This window comes from Kitasatospora fiedleri (genome assembly GCF_948472415.1).
Lineage (GTDB): Bacteria > Actinomycetota > Actinomycetes > Streptomycetales > Streptomycetaceae > Kitasatospora > Kitasatospora fiedleri.
In genome coordinates, this window is sequence record NZ_OX419520.1 from 98,000 (window position 1) to 112,066 (window position 14,067).

The following is a 14,067-nucleotide window of genomic DNA, read 5'->3' on the forward strand; positions in this document are numbered from 1 at the left end:
GCTCGACGGCCCGATCCTCCCGGACATCGCCGACGCGCCCCTCGTGCCGGTCCGGCTCGATCCGGTCCCGACTCCGTTCCCGCAGTGCCTGACCGGGCACCGCGGACGGTTCGCGTCCGGGCCGGTCACCGATCGGTGAGTTCCGCGAGCCCGCGGGCGAGCGCGGCCTGCTCTAGGTCGTTCACGTCTCATCACGCCCGGAGGGTACGGGTCGGGCCGGGGGAGGCGGCCGGGGAAGGTGCGGCCGTCCGCTGCGAGGCTCTTCCGCTGAGGTGTCTGGGTCAGGGGTGCAGGGCGGTGGCGATGGCGTGGGCGAGGGGGGTGGTGGGGCGGCCGGTGAGCCGGGAGAGGTCGCCGGTGCGGGTGGCGCATTCGCCGTCGGCGACGTTCAGGTCGAGGGCGGCGACGGCGTGGGCGATCGGCTGGGGCAGGCCCGTGTCGGTGAGGAGTTTCTCGTAGTGGCCGGCGGTCACCGGCTGGTAGACGACGCTGGTGCCGGACTGCCGGGAGATTTCTTCGGCGAGTTCGGCGAAGCTCCACGCGGTGTCGCCGCCGAGTTCGTAGCCGGCGCCCTCGTGGCCGGTGCCGGTCAGGACGGCGGCGGCCGCGGCGGCGTAGTCGGCGCGCGAGGCGGAGGCGACGCGGCCCTGTCCGGCGGCGCGGACGATCGTGCCGGTGCGCAGGGCGGGGGCCAGGGCGTCGGTGGCCATCTCGTGGTAGAGGCCATTGCGCAGCAGGGTGTGGGGCAGGTCGCGGGCGCGCAGTGCGGCCTCGGTCCTGCGGTGGTTGACGGAGACGGGGCCGCTGATGGTGCCCAGCAGGCTGGTGTAGGCGAGCAGGGCGACGTCGGCCCGGGCGGCGGCGTCGATGACGACCTGGTGCTGGGCGACGATGTCGCGGTGGAACTCGTTGCCGGAGATCAGCAGTACCTTGTCACCGGCCCGGAGGAGACCGTCGAAGGAGGCGGGGTCGTTGTAGTCGCCGGGTACGACAGTGACGCCCCGCCCGGCGAGGTCGGCCGCCTTGCCGGGGGTGCGGACCACGGCGGTGATCTCGCGGGCGGGTACGGTGCGCAGGAGTTCGGCGACGGTCAGGCGGCCGAGCCGGCCGTTGGCGCCGGCGACGACGATGCTCATGGTGCGGGGTTCCTCCCCTGTACGGGCGGGTGGGCGGCTGCGGTGCGCGGAACGGGGACGCGACGGCGGCCCGTGGGCCGCGCTTCGCTGGCGTGGAGGCGGTGGTCGGCGGTGCGGCCCGCCAGGAACCGGGCGGTGGGGCCGTCGGCACGCGGCCGTACTCGGGTCTTCTGCCTCCCCGCCCGTCCCGCGTACGGCTCGGCGGCGCCGGGCAGCTCGCGCTCCTCGACCGCGGCTGACGGACGAGGCGGAGCGGACGAGGCGGAGCGGACGAGGCGGGGCGGGCGAGTTCGGTGGCGAGGCGCACGCGGGCATTCTCCCGTCGCGAGTTCTCACCGGGGCGGGTTTCGGCCGGACCGATGGTCCGTGCCCAGTGCCCGCCGCCGCGCGGCACCGGCGTAGGGCGCACGACCTGCCGCGGGCCAGGGCGGCTTCCGGCCGGCCGGGAGATGAGGCCGACCACCGGGGAGACACCCGCCGTCCGCAGGCGAGGAACACGCCGGCGGCCCGCAGCCGAAGACGCCCCAGAGCCGGGCCCGTGCTCGAACGCGCGGGAACGCTGACCCCAGGCAAGACGGCGGCGGGCGCGACCACGGACCGGATGGTCTCGCCGACCGCCCCGACCGCCCCGACCGCCGCCGGAGGGCGGGCACCGGCCGGACCGCGAGCCGTTGTCATCCGGTATGGCGTTGGAACGACCAGCGACGTCTACCGCTCCTCGATGCCGACCGGCATCCGGCTCAAGCCGGTGAACCCCTTGTCCGGTTCGACGCCGAGAGCGACGGCCCGTCGGCGCGGGGGAGCGGCGATCAGCGCATCTTGCGCCCATCTGCTCCGCGGCCACCACATCCCTTGCGCGTTGGTCTTCGTCCCCGGCGTCGTCCGGAACGGAGCAGTGGGCCCGCTGCACCCTGCGGCCCGGTGCCGCGCTGATGCCCGGGGCCTGCTCAAGGGGCTCGCCCACCCTCGGCAGGTCAGCGGCGAGACCGCTCAGCACGGTGCCCCGGGCAATGACGGTGTGGGCCTCCGGCACTCAGGGCGCGGCCGGTACGTCCGTCAGCATCAACAATGACGGCAGCCTCTGGGTCGGCACTGTCAAGCTCCACGGCGCCTGCTGAGCACCCCCCGCCGATCACTGCCGTGTCCGGCCGGGTAACCGTCCGGACACGGCAGTGCCGCGCTGAATGCCGCCGACACCAAGGATTCGGAAAAGTTCACAGAATAGTAAATCGCGCCCTCGCGGGAATTTTTTCTGCGGTTTCTGCGGCCTGGTTAATTCTGTATAAATTCCATTTCGAATTCCCGGTTCAACTGGGTCGTAGAGGACCCGCATACACCTCATACCCAGTGGCACGACGCCGGGGGTCGCCGCACAGGCGTCCGAAGTCAGTACTCTCAGTCACCACAAGGCGTGCCCGGGCCCAACGCGGCCAAGCCACTTACCATCACCCTCGCCCGCTGACCGCCGCGTCGCACCACCACGCGTACAGCGCGAACTGGATCGCCATCAAGAGGAGTTGAAAGAAAGCCGGGTTCTTCCGGTCGGTGCGTCAAGGCGGCCGGTTCCGTGGCGGCAGGGAAAGTGCGGACCGGATCGGCGGTCGCAGCCGGGCTGTAGGCAGCCGGCCGTGGGGTGCGACGAAACGTCCAGGATGCGCGGATGACTCCTCAATCTGGACGTCGCCGTGCCCGAATTGGTGCTCTACTCGGGTGCCGGGTGCCGGGTGCCGGGTGCCGGGTGCCGGGTGCCGGGTGGCAGTGGTCTGGTGGTCCAAGAGCATCCTGCCGGGCCGTACTGCGGGTGGGCCATGCGGCGTGAAGCGGGGTCAGCCGCCGGGAGCGAGTGTGGACCGGGCAGTCAGGTCTGTGCCGCCCCCCATCAAGGGGCGGCACAGACCTGACGCCGTCAACAAGCTGCCTGCGCGCTCACGACCGGCGGGTCAGACGGAGATGTCGGCGGTGCAGTAGGTCCACCACGGACTGGCGTAGGGAATGCCGAGCCACTTGGTGCCGCAGATCTTGATGCTCCCGACCTGGATGAACTTCTGCGCCGTGGCCTTGCCCCGGTCGGCCGTCAGCTTCTTCGTCTCCCCGCCCCCGAAGCCCACCGAGATCTCGACGGTGGCCGTGTAGTAGGTACCGTCGCCGGTGTAGATCCAGACCCAGCCGTCGGAGCAGTTGTCGACCTGGACCTGGACGTTGTCGAATCTGTAGTACTTGGTGCAGCTGGCCGTGGCCGAGGCGCTCGCCCCGGCTGGGGAGGCCGACACGGTGGCCAGCGCGGCCACGGCGAGACCCAGGACGCCCGCCGTCTTCACCAGTTTGCCCGACAGTGTGTTCAAGGTGGCAACTCCCATGCTGTGGACCCGGCCTGTCTGTTCGTCCGATCACCCCACTGTGCCGTCCCGCTCACGCACGGCGCTTCAGTCATACGACTGCTTCCTGCGCTTCACTTTCGCCGAGCGCCCCGCCACCCCCGGCCAGCGGTAGCGGGTGGTGCTGCGGAACCTGACCGACCTGACAGGCCCGTTGCCCAACGCCCCCGCCCGACCCCGCCACCAGGACCACGTCCAGGGTGTCGCAGCCCAGCCCAGCCCAGCCCTGCCCGGGCGCGTCCTGCCGGCCGGGGGCGTGGGGCGCGGGGATCTTCTCTCTCGTACGTGGTCAAAGTGGCTCTGAGCTGGGATTTTGCGTGAATATCGGTCGTGGGCGGACGGTAGAGTGCGGCTCTCTTCCTCCTTGTACGAAGACGGAGTACGCATGTCCTCGCCCGCCTCCTACGCCTCCTCGCGCTCGCTGGCAACCGCCTGCTCGGTGCTGCTGGGCCTGACCGGCCTGGGGGGAGTGCCTGGTTCGACGGTGAGATCGGCGCGGACCGGCATTGGCGCCGCCGCCTGCGCGACCGCCGTACCCTGCTGCTGGTGACCGGCCCTTTCGCCAGCGTCTTCGACTTCCGGCCCGCGGCCGAGGCCGGACGGCTTTTCCTCCTCACCGCCTCGGCCCGGCTCGTCGGCGACCTTTGATCTCAGCCCTGTTCGATGCGAGGACCCGCCGTCCGAGTCGGGGCCGCCCTGTTCGACGGCCGCGCGCAGCCGGGCCGCCGTCGCCACCGCCGCCTTCCGGGTCACCGGGTCCTCGCTGTCGGCCAGCAGGGCGAGCAGTTCCACCGCCGCGGTGAGCACCGGCACCGGCGCCTCGCGCAGCAGCGGGAGCTGCTCGGCCGTGCGGTGGCCGGCGGACTCGGCGGGATCGGCGGCGCGACTGGGTCAACCGCCACAGCGGCACCCACCGGGCGGCCGCCGGCGGGGACCGGCTGTTCCGGTGGCCCGCCTTCGCCCGGTGGGCGATACGCGGCCGCTACCGCCGTCGCCTACGCTCTCGAACTCCCGTCCGGGCAGCCGCCCGGCGGCCGCACGAGAGTGGAGCGCAGCACCGCATGCACCAGCGAAGCAAGCGAACCGTCGCCCGGGCCGGAGTGCTGGCCCTGGTGGCCGGCGGCATCGCGACAGCCGTACCGGCGACCGCCCAGGCGGCCTCGTACAACGGGGTCTGTGGATCGGGCTACAGCACCATCGACCACCGGGACCTCAACTCCGGCGGCACGGTCTGGCTGACCTACAGCAGCTCCACCGGCAAGAACTGCGTGGTGACGATCCGCAACAACCCGGGCCCCGCCCTGCAGATGCTCGCCGGGCTGAAGAAGGCCGGTGCCTCCAAGTGGGCGGCCCTGGACGAGGACTACTACACGACGTACGCCGGCCCGGTGTACCTCTACGCACCCAACTCCTGCATCGACTGGGAGGGCGGGATCGGGGAGAACGTCAGCGGCGGCTTCGACTCCCACTGCGGCTGATCGCTTGATCCCTTGATCCCGTGGCGCTCCGGGGCCCGCTGCCGTCGGTACGGCTGCGGGCCTCCGGTACGGCTTACCCCCGCGGGCGCGGGAGCAGCTGATGCCGCGCGCCGCACCGGGGGAACTGCTCGCCGCCGCTCCGGCCGGGACGGCAGCGTCAGCCAGAAGCCGTCCCAGCCGGACGGCCTCTGCAGACTTGCCTGTCCACCCTGGTTGCCACTCCAGTGAGGGGCGGTAAATCCTCACGCCGTACGGCCCGGGCCCGTTAACCTGCCGCCCATGTCCAATGAGACGAGTCCCGCACAGACCATGATCCAACGCTTGCTGTGCTGCGTCTGCGGGCAGAGCACCGACGATTCCGGGGACTATGTGCTTCTCGGGATCAGCTCCCCCATCGGCCCTGCCGAGCAGTGGCTCGGCGCCCACGCGGAGCACCTCAACGGTGTCCTCGCCCGTGGCTTTTCGGTCGAGGTGCACACGATGTGACTCTGGGCGCGCGCTGGGGCGCTCCCCGTCGATCCGGCCTGGCCGCACCCGGGCGGCCAGGCCGCCGAGCACGAGCAGGACATGCAGCGCCACTACTGCCCGACCTGCGGCCGGCGTCCGGACGATGCGACCTACGACACCGAACTTCAGGGGAGCTGGGACGGCGAGGAGGAGTGCGAGCCCTACCGTGCCGAGACCGACCGGACCCGCGAAGCCCAGGCCGCCCTCGACCTCAAGGCCGCCGGCGAAGCCCAAAAAATGCACCTTCCAGCAGGGGTAAGACCATGGGCGAGTGCATCGACTAAGCGTTCGAGGCGATCGACCCGAGGCGCCCGGGCCGGCCCGCAGTGACCGACTGGGGGCCGGTGGAAGACCTCCTGGGAACCATTCTCCCGGAGGACTTCAAGAAGATCATCGAGACCTACGGGTCGGCTGGTGCCGGGGGTGACGGTAGTGGGCGTGGGCATCGAGGAGATGCCGGAGTGGCTGGGCGCGGTGATCGGACTGCCGACCGAGGACCGGGTGGTCCCGGCTTCCTGGGACCTCGGGGCCGCGTGGCTCGGTTTCCAACTGCCCGCGGAATAAAGCGCTTTGGCCGTTCGGGGTGTCGCGGGTGTTCTGGGCGGACCGCGGTGGTCTCGCGCGTGTCGGGTCGGCGGCGGGGGCCGTGCGGCGGGTCTTCCGGGAGTGCCCCTTCCCTTTTCTGGTCTGGACACGTCATCCTGGTCTCCCGTATCCGCGCACCGGCACGTCCGGTCCGTGTGCCGCCCTGCGTTCGTACCGCCGTAGCACGTCGCCCGTCCCGCCAGGCAGTTCTGCCGATCAGAGGAGCCGATCATGCGGATGTCCGTCGTACGCGCGCTGACGGGGGTGGCCGCCGTGGCGGCCGTCGTCGTGCCGGCCGGTAGCGGCGAGGCGGTGGTGCCGCCCGAACACGCCGTCATCGTCTGCCAGAGCGCGAGTTTCTACGCCAACTACGACAGCGCGTCGGGGCCGGTGGGGCTGGTGCGGGTGCTCGGCTACGGCAACAAGGTCGGCCACACCAGGGGTGTGCACCCGGTCTACAACGGCTGGGCGGCGACGTTCGACTTCGGCAAGGGCGACTGGGGCTACGTCCGCAACGAGTGCCTGGGCGGGTACGACTCCTGGTGACGCCGGTGACGCCGGTGACGCCCCCCGCGCACCCGATCATCCCCCCGGCCATCCCGCCGGCCCGTACTCGACGAAGGAGACCCCCTCGTGACCGCATCCCGCACCCTCCTGCGCGTCGCCGCGAGCGCCTGCGTCCTCGTGACGGCGGTGACGGCGACCGTCGGCACCGCCGCGGCGGCCAACGGCACCGTCGGGCACCGCGAGACCGTCTGTGCCCAGGATCTGTACGTCCGTACCGCACCGGGCGGCGCCTGGACGGGCACCCTGTACACCGGTCAGACGTTCACGGTCGAACGCGTCCAGAGCGGCTGGGTGTACGGCTTCGCCTACGGCGACATCAACCGGCACGGCTGGGTGCAGGACGGCTGGTTCTGCTGAACGCCTCCGCCCGGGAGGTCGCCGCCGGGCGGCCCGGCGTTCTCCGCCCCGGCCCGTCGGTGAGGTTCTTCCTGCCCCGGTGGCCGTGCCTCGCGCATGCCGGCAGGAGCCGTCGTCAAGAGCCGCGAGCCGGTTGAGCGGGTCGTGCGGGTCGTGCGGGTCGTGCGGGGGCAGGTTCCCGGGGTGGTCGGGCGGTAGGTTGTTGTCGAGGCTGTGGCGGTGGGTGCCGGGTGTGGTCCGGTTTCGCCGGTGCGGGCCTGTGCCGGTGGGCTGTAGGTGGGTTTCGGCATCTGCCGGCGGGTTCGGCCGGCTGTGACCGTGTCCCTTCACGGTGTAGGGCCGGTGGGGTCTCCTCCTCGCTGATCGAGGCCGGGGGAGTGGGTGGTTGACGTCGGCGGGGAGGTGCCGTCCGCCGGGGGTGACAGGTGGCGAGGGTGTCTTCCCCGGTGCCTGGGGACCGGGGACGGATGGCCGGTGCCCGGGCATGCGGGTGCGTGGTCGGGGCAGGAGCGGTGCGACCGCTCGTGCGCACGGCACGGGCGGAGGGCCCGATCGGCCTGGACGTGGGTCGGGATCGGCTCGGGTGTTGCGGGCCGGACTGCCCGGGGGCGTCCGGTCGTGGTGGCGGAGAGGTGGGACTTCCATGTGTCGTCTGTTCGGGATGAGCAGTGCTCCCAGGCGCAGCCGCGCGACGTTCTGGCTCCTGGAGGCGCCGGACAATCTTAGTGCGCAGAGCCGTCGTGAGCCGGACGGTACGGGGTTGGGCTACTTCACCGCCGAGGGGGCGCCGCAGGTGCACAAGGCTCCCGTGGCGGCGTTCCGGGACCGGGCGTTCGCCGAGGATGCCGCGGTGGTGGAGTCGATGACGTTCCTGGCGCACATCCGGTTCGCCTCCACCGGAGGGCTGGAGGGCGTCAACACCCATCCGTTCGAGCAGGACGGGCGGCTGTTCGCACACAATGGGGTGATCGGGGGCCTCGATCGGCTCGACGTCCGTCTCGGGCCGGCCCGGTCGCTGGTGAAGGGGGACACCGACTCCGAACGGTTCTTCGCCCTGATCACCCGGGAGAGTGCCGCCCGTGGCGGTGACGTCGCGGCCGGCATCGAGGCGGCGGCCCGCTGGGTGGCCGAGAACCTGCCCGTCTACGCCCTCAACATCGTTCTCACCACCGCCGACGAGCTGTGGGCGCTGCGCTACCCGGACACCCACGAGCTGTACGTCCTCGAGCGCCGGCCCGGCGGCCACCACGGCGACCGGCACCTGGACCACGCGGGCACCGCCGGACGCATGCACGTCCACTCCGGCGACCTCGCCCGCACCCGGGCGACGGTGATCGCCAGCGAGCGGATGGACGACGATCCGCACTGGAGGCTGATGGAGTCGGGGGAACTGCTGCACGTCGGCGCCGACCACACCGTCACCCGGCGGACCGTCCTGGCGGGCGAGCCGGTTCACCGCCTGTCCCTGGCCGACCTGGAGCCCGAGGCCGCTGCTTCCCAGAAGGGGAGCTGAGCCTCACCCGCGCCGTCGAGGTGTCCTTGGCCGGGGCGCGGCCGGGGCGCGGCTGGTACCGCCGGGAGGTGCGCGGTGTTCGAGGGCGTCGGCGCCGTGGAGCGCGCGCAGGAGCTGTCCGCCGCGGTCGGGGCCACGTCTGCGGCCGTGCTGCTCGCCATCCCGGCTCGCGGCCGCCGTCCCGGTCGGCCGGCCGGTGGGGTGGAGCGCGCCACGGTGTCCACCTCCTGGACGCTGCGCCTCCCGGGTGGGTCTAGGGCGTGTGTCGGAATTGCTTTAGGTGGGCTGATGTGAGTGCGCGGGGGCGGAGTTACCGATACGTCGGACCGGTTGAGCTGAAGGCTGCGGTCCGGCCTGGCAGCGGCGGATGCCCGATCAGCTCGGCGGCTGACTTCAACGGTTGGATCGCCGAGCGATCGGCAGCGGAGCTGACCGAACCGTTCACCTTCGTGGTCGGCACGGACGGTGTGCTCCGGCTGGCGCCGCGGCGAAGCGAGCACGTGGCCTGCGCCGGCGGAGGCATGGTTCTGAGTGCCGGCGAGATCAGCTTCACGCGCGAGGCAGACCGGTGGACCGTGGGCGAGGTCAGCAACCAGTCCACCGGATACTGCCCGGACGTGATCTCCTGGTCGGCAGTTGCTCATGCTCTGGACGACGCAGAACTTGTGCGGCCCTCCGGCTTCACCCATCAGGTGGTGTTCCGCCGGTGCCCCAACTGCCAGGAGCACAACATCGTGCGCGAGGACGACTTCGTCTGTGTCTTCTGCGGCAGCGATCTACCGGAGACGTGGAACGTGGATCCCACCGCGTGAGGGCCAGGGGTCACAGCCACTCGTTGATTGCCGCGACGAGGACGGTCGCCTCGTAGCGGACCGCGAGTTTGTCGTATCGCGTGGCGACGGCGCGGTTCCTCTCGAGGCGGTTGATCCCGCACTCGACCGCGTGACGTTCGCGGTAGTCGGTCCTGTCGAACCTCGGTGGTCGGCCACCGCGAGAGCCGAGCTTCCGCCGGTTGCGTGCCTGGTCGGCCTTGCCGGGGATGGTGCAGCGGATCCCTCGGCGGCGGAGGTAGGCGCGGTTCTTGCAGGAGGCGTAGGCCCGGTCCGCCCGCACGCGATCGGGACGGCCACGCGGCTGGCCCGGTCCGAGGCGGGGCACGCGGACCCTCTCCAGTATGGCTTCGAACTGCGGCGAGTCCCCGCGCTGCCCGGCGGTCACCACGATCGACATGGGCTTCTGGCCCTGCTCGACCGCCAGGTGGAGCTTGTGGTGAACCCGCCGCGTGACCTCCCCAGCCCATGGTCACCGGGCTCGGTGAGGATTCCGCCCGGCGGTTCCTTCTGCAACTCGCCGTGGCTACGGGCTCCGGCCGCATGCTGATGCGCGCGGCAGACCGTGGAGCCGACGCTCAGGTCCCACGTGATCGCACCCTTCGCGTCCGCCATGGACTGGAGCCGGGTGAGGATCCGTTGCCGGGTGCCGTTCCGCTGCCACCGGCGGAACAGGTCGTACACCCGACTCCATGGTCCGTACTCGGCGGGGACGTCCCGCCACGGAACACCGGTCCGGACACGGAACCGTATGCCGTCGATCAGCTGCCGCCGAGCCCAGACCGGCGGTCACCCCGCCCTGGCGCCCTTCGGCAACAACGGCTCCACCACCGCCCACTGCTCGTCCGTGAGATCTCCCCGACCCATGAACCGAGATCACCCCCAGCCCAAGATCTACTTTCGATACACGGCCTAGCTGTCGGGGGAGTCGTCCCGGCTTCGGCGGCAGGCCGCTTCTTGCGGTGCTGTGGTACCGGGCCCTGGCATGCCGGTCTACCGGCTCCCGCTCTGCCGCTTTGGTGCAGGTGCGGTGCCGGGGTGGGGTTGATCGGCGCCGGGTCGTTGTGCGGGTCTTGTGGGAGGGGTGGGTGTCAGGGGTTGCCGGTGTGTCGGGCGTCCGGCTCCGGGCGGTTGTTGCGGCGGCGGGTTTCGAGTGCGCTGCGCAGGTTCGGCAGGTCGGTGAGGGTGATCTGTTCGGCGAGGCGGGCGAGCAGTCGGCGCAGGGCCCGTTCGTCGCGGTCGCGGACGGCTTCGGCGAGGGCGGTGAGCAGTGATGCCTGGGGGTGGGGCTCGGGCGTTCGGATCGTTGGCACGGGGTGCTGGCCCCTTCTGCTGGTCGGCTGGCGGGTGGCGCGGGTGGCGGGGCGGTGTTGTCCTCGTCGGCTCGGCCCCGAAGATTATCTCTTCGCGGGACACGGAAAAATCTATGCCGGCCGAGGTAGACATCGTCGCGGGGCGGGGTTAGTGTCTCTCTCGTGAGGAAGAAGTCGACGGAACCGCCAGACACGAACTGGCGGGAGCGGTACCGGTAGTGCCGGAAGTTTGCAGGTCGGCACGGTCGCGGAGCTTCGAAGCCACGCCAGGATTGGTGCAGTGCGGCGACGGGGCTGGCGGCCGGGCCGGGTGGCCCGCGGTGATCAGGGGCCGCCACCGGCAGTACCGCAGTGAAGTCGGAAGTGAAGCGAAGCCGCAGTACGGCAGTCGCAGCAGTCGCAGTACGCGGGATCTCAGCAAAGGCGCCGGACTGCGGGCGCGCGTGTTGAGTCGGCAGTACCCAGTCAGTTGGAATCAGTAGTTCGCAGGAATCACGCAGAGGAAACGGAGGGCACGAGCGCCATCAGGATCGCCCGGCCGGTGAGGCAGCAGTGCTCGTCCGGGCGGACACCGCAGACCCCTGAGAGTACGAAGGACGGTGGTTTCCGGTCACGCATACGCGATCCCGCACGCCCCCTCGACGGGGCGGGTGCGGAAGTAGAGAACACCGGCCCAGGGCCGGTGGATGGTGTGGTACCCCTTCGGGGCCCCGGAGCCGTAACGGCGCCGGGGCCCCTCGACGCGTTCTCGAACCAGGTAGCAGGAAGAGGTGCAGTGACAACGGCAACCAACCGGCCCCACATCCCCGACACAGTCAACTCCTTCGACGATGACGACTACCCCGCCTACACCATGGGCCGCGCCGCCGAGATGACCGGCACCACGGCCGGCTTCCTGCGCGCCCTGGGCGAGCAGGGCGTCATCACCCCTCTGCGTTCTGGGGGTGGTCACCGTCGTTTCTCTCGCTATCAGTTGCGGATCGCGATGCGTGCCCGTGACCTTGTCGATCAGGGCACGCCTATCGAGGCGGCTTGCCGCATCATCATTCTCGAGGATCAGCTCGAAGAGGCCCTGCGTATCAATGAGCAGCTCCGTAGGCAGGATTCCGCTTCGGACATCTGATCGGGCGGCTTTCGGTGGTGCACCCTTCCTCGCCAGGGCGGCGCGGCCACAGCCCGCCGCCGCCCGAGCAGGGGCTGCTTCCACGCGCCGCCCGGCCGGGGCGCCCCGGCACCGGCACGGGCTGTGGCCCGGTGCCGGCAGGCCCTCGCAGCCCGATCTTCACCGACTCGCACCGGCGCATCCGACCCGCCTCGGCCGGACGTCGACGTGTGTCGGGACTTCGGGGCAGGTCCGGTGTGGCTTGTACGGCCTGCGGTGGAGGCCGGCACCGCGTTGCACCGGCCGGTTCGAACCGCACCGTGCGGCGCCCAGGCCGGGCTTGCGGGCGGATTCGACACCAGATCCGTTGCCGCGCCGGACGACAGCGTGGCCGCGGCCCTGCGGTCGGTCCCGATCTGTTCCTTGCGCCAGGGGCCTGCCGCAGCCCGGCCTCTGGCCCACGGGCACGATGGTGGTCGTCGCCTTCGGGTCGGACCCGACATCAGCGGTGCCGGAATCAACGGTCGGTGGAGTTCCGGGTGTCGGTCCGTAGCGCTGCGGGCCGTGCTGGATGAGGCGCTCGACCTGGTGACTGTCGGCATTTCGGGAGGGTGGGGTAGCGACAAGATCACGGTGCTGCGCCTGGTGGAGGACGGGTTCGCCCCGCAGGCACCCGACGGCGACACCAATGGTGCTCGTGATCAGTACGGACCCGTGGCGTTACGATCCCGGGGTCGGTGCCGAGGAGGCCCTGATCGGGGGGTTCTCAGCGCGGTCGCCGTCGAGCTCGTCAAGGCGGAGAAGTCGGGCTGGGTGCGCAGCTGTGCGTGGGCCGACGGCGCGAACACCGGGCTCGGTTTCCCGGTCGATTTCACCGTGCAGGTCTCCGCCGACGACGACGCCTGGACCAGCGTCGCCGGCCGCAAGGACTGCCTCAGGTCCGCCGTCTCCGCGCAGTCCTTCGCCTTCCCGGCCGTGGACGTCCGCTACGTCAGGGTGATCGGCACCAAGCTGCGCATCGACCCGCACGGCAACCACCACATGCAACTGGCCGAGATCGAGACCGTCGGCGGCAACCTCGCCGTCAATCGTCCGGTCCGGTCCTCCAGCAGCCTGGAGTCCGCCGGCTGGCGGCGCGCCGCCGCCACCGACGGCGTACTGAACTCAGCGCTCGGCTACTCGATGGGCTGGACCAGCGCCAAGTCCCCGACCGCCACGGCCAACGAGTGGCTCGCCGTCGACCTGCAGAGCGCCGACGTGATCAGTCAGGTGCAACTCGTTCCCCGCACCGACGGCGCGAACACCGGGCTGGGTTTCCCGGTCGATTTCACCGTGCAGGTCTCCGCCGACAACGCCGCCTGGACCACCGTCGCGTCCCGGACCGGTCGGCCCCGCCCGGGCGCCGCCGGCCAGACCTTCACCTTCACCCCGGCCACGGCCCGGTACGTCCGGATCGTCGCCACCCGGCTGAGCCCCGATCAGTTCGGCGACTACTACCTGCTCCTCGGCGAGGTTACCGTCAGCTGACCCGCCCCTGGTCCGGCGCCCACCCGCCCGGACCACCGCCGGCGCGGGCGGGTCCTCTTCCGGTGACACGTACCACTGGGAGGTGTCGCACGGCAGGGCGGCCGGGGGCGTCGCCCGGAACCGGGACCGGGAGTTTTGGACCCGCCGAGGTTCGATGACCGAATTCCTGGGGGAGTCGACCAGGGCGGACAACGGCGCGGACGTTCGGGCCTCACAGCCGGGGCTCGCGCCGTTGGTGGACCGGTTGGTGGACTGGTCGGTGGTCGGTGTGAGTAGGTGGGGGTCGGTCGTGTAGGGGTCTCGTGCGCGGCAGTGGCGGGCGGGCGGGTGCAGTGGTCTTGTCCCGTCACGCCGTGCCCACCCGGATCTCCGAGGTCACCGCTGGGATGTTCCTCGGGTGATCCGGTTCTCGGGAGCCCTGCCGGTCGATGTTCCGCCATTTCGCGCTCCCCTTCCGCGTGGCCCCGGCCTGAGGGTGTGTTCGGTCGTTGGCCGAACAGGATCGGGTTCCTGTGTGCATGATGAAGTCCTTTGCTGGGCATGGGCGTTCAGCAGTGGGCGGTGCGCCGGAGCGGGGGAGGGCGGGACATGATGATGACCTGGCTCGAGGCTGCGGCGTGTGGTGCCGCAGGCGGTTTGATCGCCGAGGCGGTTGTCACCTTCGGGCGGTTACGCGCTTGGCAGCAGGCACGGCACGTCGCGCGGGTGGCCGGGGAGGCACTGCCGCCGCTGTCAGTGTTCCTGGACCCGCCGGCGGACGGACTGGCCGCGCTGTTT

General features: G+C 71.2%; 13 protein-coding genes and 1 pseudogene. 9 read left to right on the top strand and 5 right to left on the bottom strand.

Annotated elements, in window-relative coordinates; all coding sequences use genetic code 11:
• Nucleotides 1-281: 281 nt before the first annotated feature.
• The 3 genes from QMQ26_RS36680 to QMQ26_RS36690 form a co-directional block, all read right to left on the bottom strand.
• Nucleotides 282-1,136 (bottom strand): NAD(P)H-binding protein, encoded by an 855-nt coding sequence (locus tag QMQ26_RS36680; RefSeq protein WP_282206757.1) that lies wholly within the window; start codon nt 1,134-1,136, stop codon nt 282-284.
• Nucleotides 1,137-3,076: 1,940 nt separating this feature from the next.
• Nucleotides 3,077-3,478 carry a hypothetical protein gene (locus tag QMQ26_RS36685; RefSeq protein ID WP_282206758.1) on the bottom strand — a complete coding sequence of 134 codons (402 nt, stop codon included), beginning with the start codon at nt 3,476-3,478 and terminating at the stop codon, nt 3,077-3,079.
• A gap of 435 nt (nt 3,479-3,913) precedes the next feature.
• The gene (locus tag QMQ26_RS36690) at nt 3,914-4,324 is read right to left on the bottom strand and encodes a hypothetical protein (protein WP_282206759.1); all 411 of its coding nucleotides are present in this window, start codon (nt 4,322-4,324) and stop codon (nt 3,914-3,916) included.
• 248 nt (nt 4,325-4,572) lie between these two features.
• Between QMQ26_RS36690 and QMQ26_RS36695 the strand changes: the two genes are divergently transcribed.
• The 7 genes from QMQ26_RS36695 to QMQ26_RS36725 all read left to right on the top strand — a co-directional run bounded on the left by QMQ26_RS36695 (nt 4,573) and on the right by QMQ26_RS36725 (nt 9,330).
• On the top strand, nt 4,573-4,989 hold the full coding sequence (locus tag QMQ26_RS36695; RefSeq protein WP_100834333.1) for a spore-associated protein A: 417 nt from the start codon (nt 4,573-4,575) through the stop codon (nt 4,987-4,989).
• Between the two features lie 279 nt (nt 4,990-5,268).
• Nucleotides 5,269-5,475, top strand: a complete 207-nt coding sequence (locus tag QMQ26_RS36700; protein WP_282206760.1) for a hypothetical protein — start codon at nt 5,269-5,271, stop codon at nt 5,473-5,475.
• Nucleotides 5,476-5,934: 459 nt separating this feature from the next.
• Nucleotides 5,935-6,060 (top strand): hypothetical protein, encoded by a 126-nt coding sequence (locus tag QMQ26_RS36705; RefSeq protein ID WP_282206761.1) that lies wholly within the window; start codon nt 5,935-5,937, stop codon nt 6,058-6,060.
• A 258-nt stretch (nt 6,061-6,318) separates the two neighbouring features.
• Nucleotides 6,319-6,627 (top strand): hypothetical protein, encoded by a 309-nt coding sequence (locus QMQ26_RS36710; RefSeq protein ID WP_282206762.1) that lies wholly within the window; start codon nt 6,319-6,321, stop codon nt 6,625-6,627.
• An 87-nt stretch (nt 6,628-6,714) separates the two neighbouring features.
• Nucleotides 6,715-7,005 carry a hypothetical protein gene (locus QMQ26_RS36715; RefSeq protein ID WP_199846877.1) on the top strand — a complete coding sequence of 97 codons (291 nt, stop codon included), beginning with the start codon at nt 6,715-6,717 and terminating at the stop codon, nt 7,003-7,005.
• Nucleotides 7,006-7,648: 643 nt separating this feature from the next.
• Nucleotides 7,649-8,518, top strand: coding sequence for a class II glutamine amidotransferase (locus QMQ26_RS36720; protein ID WP_282206763.1), 870 nt, complete (start codon nt 7,649-7,651; stop codon nt 8,516-8,518).
• 290 nt (nt 8,519-8,808) lie between these two features.
• A complete protein-coding gene (locus tag QMQ26_RS36725; protein ID WP_282204275.1) occupies nt 8,809-9,330 on the top strand; it encodes a hypothetical protein in 522 nt (173 codons plus the stop codon).
• A 10-nt stretch (nt 9,331-9,340) separates the two neighbouring features.
• Here the strand turns inward: QMQ26_RS36725 and QMQ26_RS36730 are convergent.
• Both QMQ26_RS36730 and QMQ26_RS36735 read right to left on the bottom strand, forming a co-directional pair.
• Nucleotides 9,341-10,215, bottom strand: a pseudogene (locus QMQ26_RS36730) (IS5 family transposase).
• Nucleotides 10,216-10,439: 224 nt separating this feature from the next.
• A complete protein-coding gene (locus QMQ26_RS36735) occupies nt 10,440-10,661 on the bottom strand; it encodes a hypothetical protein (RefSeq protein WP_282204276.1) in 222 nt (73 codons plus the stop codon).
• A gap of 853 nt (nt 10,662-11,514) precedes the next feature.
• Between QMQ26_RS36735 and QMQ26_RS36740 the strand changes: the two genes are divergently transcribed.
• Together QMQ26_RS36740 and QMQ26_RS36745 are read left to right on the top strand one after the other, a co-directional pair.
• Nucleotides 11,515-11,784, top strand: a complete 270-nt coding sequence (locus QMQ26_RS36740; RefSeq protein WP_282206690.1) for a helix-turn-helix domain-containing protein — start codon at nt 11,515-11,517, stop codon at nt 11,782-11,784.
• A 792-nt stretch (nt 11,785-12,576) separates the two neighbouring features.
• A complete protein-coding gene (locus QMQ26_RS36745) occupies nt 12,577-13,290 on the top strand; it encodes a discoidin domain-containing protein (protein WP_282206764.1) in 714 nt (237 codons plus the stop codon).
• The last annotated feature ends 777 nt before the right edge of the window (nt 13,291-14,067 follow it).

Bases quoted from the DNA above. Each gene is read 5' to 3' on its own strand.
- QMQ26_RS36680 (WP_282206757.1), bottom strand. From the start codon at position 1,136: ATGAGCATCGTCGTCGCCGGCGCCAACGGCCGGCTCGGCCGCCTGACC.
- QMQ26_RS36695 (WP_100834333.1), top strand. From the start codon at position 4,573: ATGCACCAGCGAAGCAAGCGAACCGTCGCCCGGGCCGGAGTGCTGGCC.
- QMQ26_RS36700 (WP_282206760.1), top strand. From the start codon at position 5,269: ATGTCCAATGAGACGAGTCCCGCACAGACCATGATCCAACGCTTGCTG.
- QMQ26_RS36710 (WP_282206762.1), top strand. From the start codon at position 6,319: ATGTCCGTCGTACGCGCGCTGACGGGGGTGGCCGCCGTGGCGGCCGTC.
- QMQ26_RS36720 (WP_282206763.1), top strand. From the start codon at position 7,649: ATGTGTCGTCTGTTCGGGATGAGCAGTGCTCCCAGGCGCAGCCGCGCG.
- QMQ26_RS36740 (WP_282206690.1), top strand. From the start codon at position 11,515: ATGGGCCGCGCCGCCGAGATGACCGGCACCACGGCCGGCTTCCTGCGC.